Origin of the sequence: Neobacillus sp. PS3-40 (assembly GCF_030915485.1) — a bacterium.
In the GTDB taxonomy this organism is placed as follows: Bacteria; Bacillota; Bacilli; order Bacillales; family Cytobacillaceae; genus JAUZPL01.
In genome coordinates this window covers 3796898-3810791 of the sequence record NZ_CP133266.1, presented here as the reverse complement: position 1 = coordinate 3810791, position 13894 = coordinate 3796898, and the positions used below count along the sequence as shown (strand labels likewise).

The following is a 13894-nucleotide window of genomic DNA, read 5'->3' as shown; positions in this document are numbered from 1 at the left end:
TTCTTAATGGCTACATAAATTCTGAAACTAATTTGTCAAAATGTACAGGGTTAAGTCCTAAATCAGCTTGAGTAAGCGGCTCTTGTGAATAACCACCAAGTAAATGCTGATATGATTGACGCTCTGTATCTTGATAAATAAGACCAGTCACGAGGCCCTTATATTTCATTACTGTTTGCATTGCTGCATTACGATCATTAGCATCATAACCTTCAATAGTACTTAGGCTAGTAAGATTTTCTTTATACCAATCATACGTATTAACCTTATTATAGGTTACACATGGACTAAATACATTAATTAAAGAGAAACCTTCATGTTTGATTCCTGCTTCAATTAATTCAGTAAGTTCCTTCAAATCGGTTGAGAAACTCTGAGCAACAAAAGTTGCACCAACTGTTAATGCTAACTCCATTGGAGAAATCGGCGGTTCTACAGATCCCATTGGGGTAGATTTTGTTTTAAAACCAACTGCAGAACGTGGTGATGTTTGGCCTTTTGTTAGCCCATAAATTTGGTTATCCATAACAATATACGTAATGTTCATGTTACGACGAATCGCATGGACAGTGTGACCCATACCAATTGCAAATCCGTCTCCATCTCCACCTGAGGCAATAACGGTTAAATCGCGATTAGCCATTTTTAAACCTTGGGCAATTGGAAGTGAACGACCATGAATTGAATGGAAACCATATGATTTGATATAACCGGAAATACGACCGGAACAGCCGATTCCAGAAATAATTGCTAAATTTTCAGGTTCTAAACCAACATTTGCTACCGCACGTTGAATTGAAGCTTGTACAGAGTAGTCGCCACAGCCGGGGCACCAGTTTGGTTTTACATCATTACGAAAGTCTTTAAATGTGGCCATTTAGAACAAACAACTCCTTACATTTTGAATAAATTTCGTGTGGTAAAAATGGGTTACCATCATATTTTAAGAACTTAGTGATTTTTTCAACATGACCAATATTCATTCTCATGATATTTGCAAGCTGTCCAGTAGCATTATTTTCTACTACGATTACTTTTTTAGCAGAACGAACCATTGGAAGAACTTCATCAGATGGGAACGGATGGATTAAGCGAATATGTGCATGATTCACTTTCATGCCTTCATTTTCTAGGCGAGTGATAGCTTCTTCAATCGCACCTCTTGTTCCATTAAATCCGACGAGTAAAACATCTGCCTCTTGATGTGGCTCATATTTATGAACAGGTCTATCAAAGCGAATATTTTCAATTTTGCGGAAACGTTTATCCATTTGTGCTATCCTGTTTGTTGGTGATTCAGATGGTTTACCCGTTTCAGCATGTTCTACACCTGTAACATGGTGAATTCCATTTTTCATACCAGGAATGACACGTGGTGAAACTCCGTCTTCTGTAACTTCGTACCGTTTGAAATAGCCACCATTTTCATCAGCTGGAATTTCCTCTGTTACAAGCTTTCCACGTCTGATTTCTACTCTGTTATAATCAAGCGGTTCTACAGTTTGTTTACCTAATGAAAGTTGAAGGTCTGATAGAACAATGACTGGGCATTGGTATTCTTCAGCAAGGTTGAAAGCTTCAGCTGAGTCATAGAATGCTTCCTCAACAGTGCTTGGCGCAAGAACGATTTTTGGAATTTCCCCATGGGTTCCATAGATCATCGCCATTAAATCTGATTGTTCTTGTTTTGTTGGTAAGCCTGTTGATGGACCGCCACGTTGCGTATCAACGATAACTAATGGCACTTCTGTCATACCAGACAAACCAATTGCTTCCATTTTCAATGATAGCCCTGGGCCAGATGACGCAGTTAATGCTCGAACACCACCATAGTTCGCACCAATAGCCATTGTACAAGCTGCAATTTCATCTTCTGTTTGAATAACAGCACCGCCAAGTGGAGGAAGCTTTTTAATTAAGTACTCCATAATATCAGATGCCGGAGTAATTGGATAAGCCGACATAAAACGACAGCCTCCAGCTAGCGCACCAAGTGCAATGGCATCGTTTCCAATCATAAACATCCGTTTTTTACCATCAGCTTTTTCAAGCTGCATCGGCTGAACGTTATTAAGCTTTTCTTTCATATAATCATAGCCTGCTTTAATTGCTTCCATGTTTTTTGCAACAACTTGCTCGCCTTTTTTGCCGAAAATTTCATTCACGACTTCATTGAAAACTTGAATATCAAGATCCAAAACAGCGGAAGTTGCACCGATTGCAACCATGTTTTTCATTAGTGAAGTACCTAATTTAGTTGCCATTTCAGTGAATGGAACCGCATACATACTTGCTTCAGTGTCCCCAGGCTTTTTCGGATTGAATTTGGAATCGGCCATGATGACACCTTTACTGTGCAATTCAGCATAGTTTACATCGATTGTTTCCTGATCAAATGCCACAAGAATATCAAGATCATCAGAAATTGAGCGCACTTGTGATGTACTTACTCTAATTTTGTTATTCGTATGTCCACCCTTAATACGTGACGAAAAATGGCGAAAACCATACAGGTAATATCCTAGTCGATTTAGTGCAATAGCAAATATTTCCCCTGTACTTTCAATGCCTTCTCCTTGTTGTCCGCCAACTTTCCATGAAAGTTGATTGATCATGACTTACACCCCTTTGGATATGTAAAAAGATTGTGAAACTATTTTTTATTAGGACATTTCCTTAAATCACTAGAATTGAATTCCATTTTTTTCTAAATAGAATAGAAAAGTAGATTAAAGGATACGTACTAAACGCTTACAATTCTAGACCTATGTGTCCAAAAATGCAACCCCTCATTTCCACTTATTGTCTAAAATTTGAATGTTTTTTTATTATTTGAAATTTAGTCACTATTTAGTCTGATCATAAATCAAAAACAAAGCTTAATCACCGGTATTTCATGGTTTTATCCTATATACGACGTGGGTATCTTTTTTTCATATTCTCATATAAAAACTTAGATACTTGTATTTCGGAATAATATTTTTGTAGTTCATTGATCAATAGGAAGTAATCTCCAATCGAAGTAAGCCCTGATACAATATGTTCCGTTCCATCAAAATCCGAGCCAAATCCAATATGGTTTTCACCACCTAGTTCACAAATATGTTCTACGTGTCGCAAAACATCTATAATCGATGCCTCATTTTGTCCTGATAAAAATTGCGGTACAAAGGTAACCCCCATTACACTATCCCTTTCAATAATTGCTTTAATTTGGTCATTCTTTAGGTTGCGGGGATGTGGGCATAGAGAATAACAGTTAGAGTGTGATGCAAAAGGGTGATTCCCCCATTCGATCACATCCCAAAATCCCTTCTCTGATAAATGTGATATATCACACCATGTATTCGTTTCATTTAAAAGTCTAATCACTTCTTTTCCAAATTGTGTTAATCCTCCACCCCTTTCTTCTAGCGCACCATCGGCTACGCTGTTGGCATTATTCCATGTTAAACCAACCGATGAAACACCTAGTCTTAAAAGGGTTTTGAGCTTCAGTAAATCTCTGCCAATTGCGTCACAGCCTTCCAACGTTAGAATGGCCCCCACTTGATCATCATCCAGCATGTCTATATGCTCTGTTCTTGTAATTAATTTTATAAATGGATTTGGTTTTATAATTTTTTCATAAAATAATTCCACCATGTGTAAAGCTGCATCAAATAGAAGGTTCGGATGAATATTTGGCGATACATAAATGGCAAAACCTTGAATTTTAACATTTGCAGCTGTTAATTGCTCTCCATTCACTTGTAAACTAGCTGAGTTTTGAAATTTTATTGAAGGGTTTTTAAACATTTTATACAATACATCACAGTGAGCATCAAAAATTCTCATCATTTACTCCCTTCTTGCCTTTCTACCTCAAACTCAAAATACATTACCTAACAAAGGTATTTAATATAGATGATTAGGCATAATTGCCCTTATGCACTAGCAGAATTTATGGATATAAATTCCGATTAGTTAAAATAAAAAAGAACCTGCTTGTTTGATTCAAGCAGATCCCATTATTCATTTTTTTATCGTGGTTCAACGATAAGTTTTATAGCTGTGCGTTCTTCCCCATCAATCAAAATATCGGTAAATGCAGGGATACAAATTAAATTAACTCCGCTAGGTGCTACAAATCCTCGAGCAATCGCAACTGCTTTAACAGCTTGATTTAATGCGCCCGCACCAATAGCCTGCATTTCTGCTGCACCTTTTTCTCGCAGAACTCCGGCAAGCGCACCAGCTACAGAATTAGGATTAGACTTTGCTGAAACTTTTAATATTTCCATTACTAGCTCCTCCTTGTATAATCCCGATACCGCATGAGCAGTTTCATGGACAAATCAGGTATATATAATATTCCACTGCTACTATATTCGCTGGGTAAAAGACTTATTCCAGCTTGAACAAAAAAAGCAAAGGGAATAGGGCTAGTAAGGATCTATTTTTTTCTTGAATTAAGAATAAAATGGATGATCATCACTAATTAAAATACGTTCGATCTTTTTTGTAAATCCTGTTTTTCGATCAAGCTCAATTGACACAGCACTTAGTTGGTTTCTACCCGAAGTTGGAACTTCAAAACGAACGGGAAGGCTTGTTAAAAACCTTTTTAGTACAGCTTCTTTTTCAACACCAAGAATGCCGTCATAAGCTCCTGTCATCCCGACATCGGATAAATATCCAGTTCCTCCAGGTAAAATTCGATTATCCGCTGTTTGGACATGTGTGTGCGTTCCTACAACCGCTGAAACTCTTCCATCTAAATACCATCCCATTGCCTGCTTCTCACTTGTTACTTCCGCATGAAAATCCACAAAAATAAATGGCGTTCTCGCACGAGCAGCTTCAATTAGTTCATCAGCTTTTTTAAATGGGCAGTCAAGTGGATTCATAAATGTCCTACCTTGTAGATTTATAATGGCCACTTCTAACTCATTTAATTTCAAATAAACAATTCCTTTTCCTGGTGCACCTTCTGGAAAATTTGCAGGGCGAACTAAATATTTTGCATCATCAATAAATTCAAAGACTTCCCGATTGTCCCAAGCATGGTTTCCAAGCGTAATTGCTTGGGCGCCAGTTTCTAAAAATTCTCGGTATATTTTCTCCGTTATACCCTTTCCACCCGCAGCATTTTCACCATTTATAATCGTTATTTGTGGTCGAAACTTTTCTTTCAATTTTGGGACATACTCTTTTATCATTTCACGGCCTGGAGAACCAACAACATCTCCAATAAATAGTAAATTCATTTTATTACCCTTTCTTTTTTAAAAATTCAATTCTTCTTTATACAAATTGTTTCACCACTCGAAATGTCTAAGAAGAGTACAAGGACACCTAAAGAAGCTGAGCTGTTTGTGCAAGACATACTAAGAAGACCAGATTAGCTAAAAAATAAAGCGATGCAAATGCATCGCTTTATTTCGCATATTCTACAGCACGTGTTTCACGGATTACCGTGACTTTGATATGTCCTGGATAATCAAGCTCTTCTTCAATTCGTTTGCGAATATCGCGTGCCAATCGATGTGCAGAAAGATCGTCTACCGCTTCGGGTCTTACAATAATTCTCACTTCACGACCTGCTTGAATTGCAAATGATTTCTCGACACCTTCATAGGATTCAGAAATTTCCTCAAGCTTTTCAAGTCTTCTGATATAATTTTCTAGAGTTTCACTTCGTGCACCAGGTCTAGCAGCTGACAATGCATCAGCAGCTGCTACAAGCACTGCAATGACAGATGTTGCTTCTGTATCACCATGGTGTGAAGCTATACTGTTAATAACAACTGGGTGTTCCTTATATTTTGTTGCGAGTTCTACCCCAATTTCCACGTGGCTACCTTCCACTTCATGATCAATGGCTTTCCCAATATCATGTAGTAATCCGGCCCGGCGTGCTAATGTTTCATCTTCTCCAAGTTCAGCTGCAAGTAAGCCTGAAAGCTGTGCTACTTCCACTGAATGCTTTAATACATTTTGTCCGTAACTTGTACGATACTTCAAACGACCAAGAATTTTGATAAGATCTGGATGAAGACCATGAACACCAACTTCAAATGTTGTTTGTTCACCAACTTCTCGGATGTATTCATCCACCTCACGCCGTGATTTCTCCACCATTTCCTCAATGCGGGCTGGATGGATACGACCATCTTGGACAAGTTTCTCAAGTGCCAAGCGAGCTGTTTCACGACGGATCGGGTCAAATCCTGATAGGATAACCGCTTCAGGAGTATCATCAATAATTAAATCAATTCCTGTAAGTGTTTCAAGGGTGCGGATGTTTCGACCTTCGCGGCCAATAATCCGACCTTTCATCTCATCATTTGGAAGATTTACAACAGAGACAGTTGTTTCTGCCACATGGTCAGCAGCGCAACGCTGGATTGCCAGCGACAATATTTCTTTTGCTTTCTTGTCGGATTCCTCTTTCACACGACTTTCACTTTCTCTGATCATTACGGCAAGATCATAGGAAAGTTCTTTTTCAGTTCGATCTAAAATGATCGACTTTGCTTCTTCACGTGTCAAACTAGAAATACGTTCAAGTTCAGCTTGTTGTGTTCGTATCAACTCGTCCACTTTGCTTTCCATCTGTTCAATATGCTGTTGTCTTTGGTTAAGAGAATCATCCTTCTTTTCTAAAAGAGCTTCACGTTTATTTACCGATTCATCTTTTCGATCTAAATTCTCTTCTCTTTGCAGTAAACGGTTTTCTTGTTTTTGCAGTTCATTTCTTCGTTCTCGAACCTCACGCTCAGCTTCACTACGAAGCTTGTGAATTTCGTCTTTTGCTTCTAACAGGGCTTCTTTTTTCAATGAATCAGCTTCACGCTTTCCATCCTCAAGAATCTGCACAGCAGCATTCTTTGCTCCTGCAATTTTTGCTTCAGCAATAGACCTACGAATAAAATAGCCAACAACGGCACCGACGATTAGACCAAGCAAAATGGAGATGACATTAGTTAATTCCATCGTTACACCTCCTCTTGCTATGAACTTTTGCTACATTTTTAAGTGTCGGCATGTACATTGTTTAGACTCAACATACACAGCAAGCACCAAGGCTTCTAAAAAAATTTCCATATTCCCAAAAATGTAAAATATACATGTTAATTGTAAGGGTGCGAATATTCATTGTCAAGGGTTAGTCCTTTTACCATTTTTAACATTTATATTTTGTTTCAGATAATCAATGAATGTTATCACTTTTATTGAATAATAATAAATAAATATGTATAAAAATACGATTTAACAAAAAGAACAAAACCTAAAAGTAGGTTTTGTTCTTGAAATTAGTCAAGTAATTCTAATTCCTCTGAATCACCTGATTCTGTTATCGCTTTGTTTCCATCTAATCCATAATGTTCGCGGATTTTCAGCTGAATCTGTTGGGAAATTTCACGATTTTCCTTCAAGAATTGTTTTGCATTTTCACGGCCTTGGCCTAGTCGCTCCTCATTGTAAGAATACCAAGAGCCGCTTTTTTGAATGATATCTAATTCAGAGCCAAGGTCAATGATTTCTCCTTCTCTGGACATACCTTCTCCATACATAATATCCACTTCAGCAGTACGGAAAGGAGGAGCTACTTTATTTTTTACCACTTTGATTTTTGTTTTATTACCAACAATATCATTACCTTGCTTTAACGCTTCCGCACGGCGCACTTCAAGACGAACAGTTGAATAGAATTTAAGAGCACGGCCACCAGGAGTTATCTCAGGGTTTCCGAACATTACCCCTACTTTTTCACGAATTTGGTTAATAAAGATAGCAATTGTTTTTGATTTATTGATAGCGCCAGATAGTTTTCTTAAGGCTTGGGACATCAAGCGGGCCTGTAAACCTACATGTGAATCTCCCATGTCTCCTTCAATTTCTGCTTTTGGTACTAATGCTGCAACGGAGTCAATGACAAGGATATCTACCGCTCCACTGCGAACAAGTGCCTCCGCAATTTCAAGGGCCTGTTCACCTGTATCAGGTTGTGACAGTAAAAGCTCATCAATATTAACACCAAGCTTTTGTGCATATGCTGGATCAAGTGCATGCTCGGCATCGATAAACGCTGCCTGTCCACCTTTTAATTGGACCTCAGCAATAGCATGTAATGCAACAGTTGTTTTACCTGAACTCTCAGGGCCATAAATTTCGATGATACGCCCTCTTGGATAACCGCCTACCCCAAGAGCAACATCGAGTGCCAAAGAACCACTCGGGGAAGTCAAAACCTGCGTATCTGTTTTTTCACCCATCTTCATAATCGAACCTTTACCAAATTGCTTTTCTATTTGTTTTAATGCCATTTCAAGGGCAGCTTGACGATCACTCACTTATATTTCCTCCTTCATGTATAAAAAAAAACATATTCAGTCGAATTAAATTCCTATTTATAATATAACTGCTTTTGTCCTTTTTGTCGAGCAAAAAATCGAACATTCATTCGGATTTTTTCAACTGCGTTTAGGTTTCAAAACATACAAATCTATCTTGCAAATCTATATTTTGTACAATATTTTTGCTCCAATTGCCCCTTTTGCCCCATTATCTGATATTTTTACAAGTTCTTATATTTTGTTGTTCCTATTCAGTCCCTGGAAAAAATCAACATTTTTTATTTGATGCTCCACCCACACTTAATTTTGAAGAAAAGATCTTTTTTGTTGGAGAAGAACACAAAAAAACCACAGAACCTATTTAGCATTCTGTGATTCTTGCAAAAGTTTGATTAATAAATAACAACCATATTTGACAGCACGGGTGCGGATTGCTTCACGTGTCCCACCAAGATGTAACTCTTCGGTAATACTTTTTCTGTCGTTCAAATGAATTCCGATGTACACAGTACCAGCAGGCTTGCCCTCTAATTCACCAGGGCCAGCGACGCCGGTGAAACTAATACCGATATCAGCGCCAACGAGCACAGCCACATTCTCTGCTAATTCTTTGGCACATTCTCCACTTACAGCACCTTGAACATCGATCGTTTCCTTTTTCACGTTTAAAAGCGTTTGTTTCACTTCATTTGTGTAACAAACGACTCCGCCTTTTAATAAGGCACTTGTACCAGGAAATGAGGTTAACTCCTGTTGGAACATCCCTCCTGTGAGGCTTTCTGCCACAGCAATGGTTAAGTTCTTTTTCATCAAAAGTTTAATTAATTCCTGCATCAGTGAACTATTATCATAACCGTAGAAATATTGACTCACACGAGATTGGATTGCTTTTTCTGTCTGATCGAGCAATGCCTGTGCTTCATCCAAATTTGAGTGGCTGGCAGTCAATCTTAATGTAACTTCTCCATCAGAAGCAAGCGGAGCTATCGTTGGGTTCGTTTGAGCATCGATTAAATCTTCAATTCCCGTCTCTAATGATGCTTCCCCAATCCCAAAAAACCGTAACACTCTTGAAACAATTTTTTCTTTCGCGTCATTTTGTGACGATAGCGCTTGCCTACCATACTGAAGAAACATCGGCTCCATCTCTTTTGGCGGTCCAGGAAGTAACATATAAATATGATTATTTGAACGAAGCATCATTCCTGGGGCCATGCCATGATCATTTGGAAGAACGATTGAGTCTCTTAAAACAAGTGCTTGCTTTTGATTATTTTCTGTCATTTCTCGATTTGTTTTCTTAAAATATTGCTCTATGGATTCAAATGCTTTTTCATCCATAATTAATTCTTTCCCAACATGCCTTGCAATGGTTTCTTTTGTAAGATCATCCTTTGTTGGGCCAAGTCCACCTGTAAATATAATAATATTCGAACGTTTCTCGGCAATTTCAATCGCTGATTTTAGGCGCCCCGCATTATCACCAACTACTGTATGATAATATACGTGAATTCCTAATCCAGCCAAGTGAAGGGATAAAAACCGAGCATTTGAATTAACAATTTGACCTAATAACAATTCTGACCCTACTGCAATAATTTCGGCATTCATAATCCATCACACCTTTTTAAAGTTACCAGAATTTATATTGTCTTTGATGATTGTCTAGCACAAGGGACCTTGCGCTTTTCTCTTTACTTGGAATTTTTAAATACATGCATGTTTTTAGCAAAGTAATCCCAGCCAGACCAAATCGTAAAAATAAGGGCAATATATAAGGCAATTTGATCAAACGGAAGAGAAATAGCTTTAAAAATAATGTTATGTAAGAGAAGAGCAGAAATAGCAACAATTTGTGCCCATGTTTTAACTTTACCAAGCATATTTGCTGCAACAACTTCCCCTGCGCCCGCAAGTAGCAGACGAAGGCCTGTAATCGCAAACTCTCTACTAATGATAATAATAACAATCCATGAAGGAGCATATCCTAGCTCAACAAGAACAATTAACGCCGCAGAAACAAGCAGTTTGTCGGCAAGTGGATCAAGAAATTTCCCCATATTCGTTACAAGATGATATTTGCGTGCTAAATACCCGTCTACCCAGTCTGTGGCAGATGCAAGGATAAATATCAAACCACCAACCAAATGAGTAACTGGAAGATATGTGCCAAGCAAATGGACATAACCCCATTTAAATGGTACAAGCATGATAATCAAGAAAATAGGAATTAATAAAATTCTTGATACCGTTATTTTATTTGGTAAATTCATTTTTTTTCCTCCAAAAAATTTAATCAAAAAAGTGAAGCCGATCGTACGAAATTCTTAAAACTATAGAAAACTCTCCGATTGGCGAGCCCCTAAGGGCGATGATCAGGCGTAGTTGCCCTTATGCGCTAGCAAAATTTATGGAGCTAAATTCTGATTAGCGAACAAGTGAGCATAACCTTGCCTTTTCTATTTCACATGTTACGTTTTATATTATTATTTAACAAAACATACGATAAAATCGTATATTGGTATTTAAATAAAGTGAAAAATAGCCATCACTTGATGACTATTTGTTCTTCGGAACAAAATGAATCGTAATGTCCTGGCGAACCACTTGAGTAGGTGGTGTAGCATACTCAAGTTTTTGGTCATTCACAAATATATCCGTATCGATCGTTCTGCCGATTACTAAAACAGCGTCACTTTCCTTTGTTAAATCCACGGTTTGAGTATTTGTGCCGTCTTTATTTAGCATCCCTTGGAAAAAGGAGTACCCTTTGCCATTCTTAATATTGACCCATGTCTGACCATTTGAGACCAATTTAACGACAAATTTATCTGTATTTTTCAACTCATAAGTAGAGCGTGATCCGCCTTTTTGGACCAACGCGATTTCTTGAGTTGGAACCTCTGTTTGTGTAGAATTTTCATTTGAATCTACTTTTTTGACATTGGTTTTCTTCTTTTTCTTTTCAGAAGCTTTTACACTTTTGAAATTGTCTGATTTAGCTAAATTTGCAGTTGCATTTTGGTTATTTATTGATTCTTTAGAATTATTCCCTGCATTGTGTGTCAAAAAATAATAATAGATTAGTGCAGCTGCACCAATTATAAATATACCAATTAATATCTTAGGCAGTACATCGAAAATCTTTGGATTACGATCTGTTAGTGTTTTATGTGTTTTTACTCGTGATAACTGTTCAGGCAAACGTTCATGATATGCTACAGGAATTTCAGCTTTATACGTCTCAAAAATTTCATCATGGTCAAGCTGAACAGCTTCTGCGTATTGCTTAATAAAAGCTCTAACATAAAAGCTCCCTGGCATGGCAGAAAAATCGCCATTTTCAATTCCTATTAAATACCTTTTTTGTATTTTGGTTATGGCTTGTAAATCCTCCAAACTTAAACCATTGGCTAATCGGGCCTCTTTCAGTCGATTACCTAATTCCGTCAACTTATAACACCTTCCAATTTAATTAAAAATCAAAATCTTCAGACCCCGCGAATATATTGCTTTTTTCTACCAGATCATAAGTGATTTCTTCTTCTGATTCGTTACGTAATTCAATGATATAATCAAAATCTTCAAGCGTATATTCTGTATTTTGAACGAAAATATCAGGATGCTCTACAATTTTAACAGCTGATAAACGCATAATTTCACGAACAAGCTGGAGATGGCGCTCGTTTCCTCTTTTGGTTGAAACAATCCCATCCAGGATAAATAAATTATTTTCGTTATATTCATCTTCGATTAGTTGATTACGAATTGTTTGTTTTAAAAGAGTTGATGAGAGAAATAACCATCGCTTACTAGCACAAACACTTGCGGCAACAATTGATTCTGTTTTACCAACCCGAGGCATTCCACGAATTCCAATCAACTTATGTCCTTCCTGTTTAAACAATTCTGCCATAAAATCAACCAATAAGCCAAGCTCATCTCTTACAAATCGAAATGTTTTCTTATCATCTGCGTCTCTTTGAATATACCGCCCGTGTCTTACTGCAAGTCGATCTCTAAGTTTTGGTTCTCTAAGCTTGATTAATTTTATTGTATCCATTGTATGTATAATTGACTCTAGGCGCTCAATTTGGTCATCATCTTTCGCTATCATTAAAAGGCCGCGCCTTCCCTCATCAACGCCATTAATCGTAACAATATTAATCTTCATCATTCCTAAAAGAGAAGAAATGTCGCCTAAAAGCCCAGGTCGATTTTTCTGAATTTCATATTCTAAATACCACTCTTTTTCTCCCATTAAAAAACCTCCTTTTGCAACGCAAGAAACGACATATTTCACGGTGAGTTTATCTAAACTTTATAATAAATGATTTTGTATAAAGATGAAAGGAAAAACATGGGGAACACCCTAATGATAACGAAGAAACTACAAGTAGCTAAACATTTTGCGCTTGATGTGGATCATTTAAAGCAAGGATATAAAGTTTACCAAAGAAAAAAGAGAGCATAGCTCTCTTTTAACGATTTCCGTTGTTTTGAATAAGTTTTACCATGATATTAGCTATTGCATGTTGCTCATCTTTATCTGCTACTGACCATAGATCTGACAGAATTCTTTCCTGCTCATTTTTAGGATCTACTTGTTGTGATAAGTAGTCACCAATTTGATAGGCAAGGTCACCGACGGCATCTTTATTCATACCAGCGTTTTGTGCATGATGAAGTCGATCGGCAAGAAAGTCCTCCCATTGTTTCCAGTTATCTAAAACAGACATATAATAACCTCCTTTAAAATAGTACAATCTTATTATGCTAAAAGGAGGTCTAAAATATGCATCATTTAATTAAATTTCATTTAAATCTTATGTGTACCAGCCACCATTAATTGCGAGTACCTGCCCTGTAATATATGTGGCCTGCTCAGATAGCAAAAATGAAACTCCGTTCGCTATTTCCTCAGGCAACCCCAGTCTCCCCATTGGAATTTCATCAGTCAGCGCATTTAGTTCTTCATCATTTAAGTAATTCATCATTGGTGTTTCAACGGCGCCTGGAGCTATTGCATTGACACGGACGCCATTTAGCGCTACTTCTTTGCTTAATGCTTTAACAAACGAAATTTGTGCGCCTTTAACGGCAGAATAGGCCACCTCACATGATGCACCTGTTTGCCCCCAAATGGAGGAAACAACAATAATAGTACCGGACCTTTTACTAATTAACTTTGGAAGTAGTTCTTTTGATAACATCAAGGGGCTAATCACATGGACATTCATTAACGCTTCTGCCTCTTCTTGCTTTAAATCAACTAGTAATCCATTAATGCTGTTTCCACTGCAATGAATTACATCATCAATGGAAAAAATTTGGTTCACAATTTCTTTATATCCATCCGATTGAGATAAATCAGCCTGAATCGGTATGTACTCTCCACCAAAGGAATGCAACTTTTCCAATAAAATTTTCATTCCATTTTCATTCCGATTGTAATGCAAATATAGATGATACCCTTTTGAGGCAAGTTTAATGGCAATCGCTTGTCCAATTCCACCACTCGCACCTGTAATAAGCGCATGTTTTATCATATT

General features: G+C 37.5%; 13 protein-coding genes. All 13 read right to left on the bottom strand.

Annotated elements, in window-relative coordinates; translation table 11 throughout:
- Positions 1–10: 10 nt before the first annotated feature.
- Positions 11–877: a 2-oxoacid:ferredoxin oxidoreductase subunit beta gene (locus RCG20_RS18615; protein ID WP_308181624.1), complete on the bottom strand. Its 867-nt coding sequence runs from the start codon at positions 875–877 to the stop codon at positions 11–13.
- Positions 864–2615 (bottom strand): 2-oxoacid:acceptor oxidoreductase subunit alpha, encoded by a 1752-nt coding sequence (locus tag RCG20_RS18610; RefSeq protein WP_308181622.1) that lies wholly within the window; start codon positions 2613–2615, stop codon positions 864–866. The genes RCG20_RS18615 and RCG20_RS18610 overlap by 14 nt, the downstream gene beginning before the upstream one ends.
- A gap of 292 nt (positions 2616–2907) precedes the next feature.
- Positions 2908–3837 carry a dipeptidase gene (locus tag RCG20_RS18605; protein WP_308184396.1) on the bottom strand — a complete coding sequence of 310 codons (930 nt, stop codon included), beginning with the start codon at positions 3835–3837 and terminating at the stop codon, positions 2908–2910.
- 185 nt (positions 3838–4022) lie between these two features.
- Positions 4023–4283 (bottom strand): stage V sporulation protein SpoVS, encoded by a 261-nt coding sequence (gene spoVS / locus RCG20_RS18600; protein WP_308181621.1) that lies wholly within the window; start codon positions 4281–4283, stop codon positions 4023–4025.
- 168 nt (positions 4284–4451) lie between these two features.
- Entirely contained in the window at positions 4452–5249 is a 798-nt protein-coding gene (locus RCG20_RS18595; protein ID WP_308181620.1) for a TIGR00282 family metallophosphoesterase, read from the bottom strand.
- A 169-nt stretch (positions 5250–5418) separates the two neighbouring features.
- Complete coding sequence (gene rny, locus RCG20_RS18590) at positions 5419–6978, bottom strand: ribonuclease Y (RefSeq protein WP_308181619.1); 1560 nt, start codon at positions 6976–6978, stop codon at positions 5419–5421.
- Between the two features lie 320 nt (positions 6979–7298).
- Positions 7299–8339, bottom strand: coding sequence for a recombinase RecA (recA, locus tag RCG20_RS18585; protein WP_308181618.1), 1041 nt, complete (start codon positions 8337–8339; stop codon positions 7299–7301).
- A gap of 360 nt (positions 8340–8699) precedes the next feature.
- Positions 8700–9953, bottom strand: coding sequence for a competence/damage-inducible protein A (locus tag RCG20_RS18580; protein WP_308181617.1), 1254 nt, complete (start codon positions 9951–9953; stop codon positions 8700–8702).
- A gap of 83 nt (positions 9954–10036) precedes the next feature.
- Positions 10037–10615, bottom strand: coding sequence for a CDP-diacylglycerol--glycerol-3-phosphate 3-phosphatidyltransferase (gene pgsA, locus RCG20_RS18575; RefSeq protein ID WP_308181616.1), 579 nt, complete (start codon positions 10613–10615; stop codon positions 10037–10039).
- A gap of 286 nt (positions 10616–10901) precedes the next feature.
- A complete protein-coding gene (locus RCG20_RS18570; RefSeq protein ID WP_308181615.1) occupies positions 10902–11795 on the bottom strand; it encodes a helix-turn-helix domain-containing protein in 894 nt (297 codons plus the stop codon).
- Between the two features lie 22 nt (positions 11796–11817).
- Positions 11818–12603: a YmfK family protein gene (locus RCG20_RS18565; protein ID WP_308181614.1), complete on the bottom strand. Its 786-nt coding sequence runs from the start codon at positions 12601–12603 to the stop codon at positions 11818–11820.
- Between the two features lie 220 nt (positions 12604–12823).
- Positions 12824–13081: a DUF3243 domain-containing protein gene (locus RCG20_RS18560; protein WP_308181613.1), complete on the bottom strand. Its 258-nt coding sequence runs from the start codon at positions 13079–13081 to the stop codon at positions 12824–12826.
- Between the two features lie 87 nt (positions 13082–13168).
- Positions 13169–13891, bottom strand: a complete 723-nt coding sequence (gene ymfI, locus RCG20_RS18555) for an elongation factor P 5-aminopentanone reductase (protein WP_308181612.1) — start codon at positions 13889–13891, stop codon at positions 13169–13171.
- Positions 13892–13894 lie beyond the last annotated feature (3 nt).

Excerpts from the sequence above, each read along its gene's own strand:
- RCG20_RS18610 (WP_308181622.1), bottom strand. The coding sequence starts at position 2,615 with ATGATCAATCAACTTTCATGGAAAGTTGGCGGACAACAAGGAGAAGGC.
- rny (WP_308181619.1), bottom strand. The coding sequence starts at position 6,978 with ATGGAATTAACTAATGTCATCTCCATTTTGCTTGGTCTAATCGTCGGT.
- RCG20_RS18595 (WP_308181620.1), bottom strand. The coding sequence starts at position 5,249 with ATGAATTTACTATTTATTGGAGATGTTGTTGGTTCTCCAGGCCGTGAA.
- RCG20_RS18615 (WP_308181624.1), bottom strand. The coding sequence starts at position 877 with ATGGCCACATTTAAAGACTTTCGTAATGATGTAAAACCAAACTGGTGC.
- RCG20_RS18580 (WP_308181617.1), bottom strand. The coding sequence starts at position 9,953 with ATGAATGCCGAAATTATTGCAGTAGGGTCAGAATTGTTATTAGGTCAA.
- ymfI (WP_308181612.1), bottom strand. The coding sequence starts at position 13,891 with ATGATAAAACATGCGCTTATTACAGGTGCGAGTGGTGGAATTGGACAA.
- pgsA (WP_308181616.1), bottom strand. The coding sequence starts at position 10,615 with ATGAATTTACCAAATAAAATAACGGTATCAAGAATTTTATTAATTCCT.
- spoVS (WP_308181621.1), bottom strand. The coding sequence starts at position 4,283 with ATGGAAATATTAAAAGTTTCAGCAAAGTCTAATCCTAATTCTGTAGCT.
- RCG20_RS18560 (WP_308181613.1), bottom strand. The coding sequence starts at position 13,081 with ATGTCTGTTTTAGATAACTGGAAACAATGGGAGGACTTTCTTGCCGAT.
- RCG20_RS18565 (WP_308181614.1), bottom strand. The coding sequence starts at position 12,603 with ATGGGAGAAAAAGAGTGGTATTTAGAATATGAAATTCAGAAAAATCGA.
- RCG20_RS18605 (WP_308184396.1), bottom strand. The coding sequence starts at position 3,837 with ATGAGAATTTTTGATGCTCACTGTGATGTATTGTATAAAATGTTTAAA.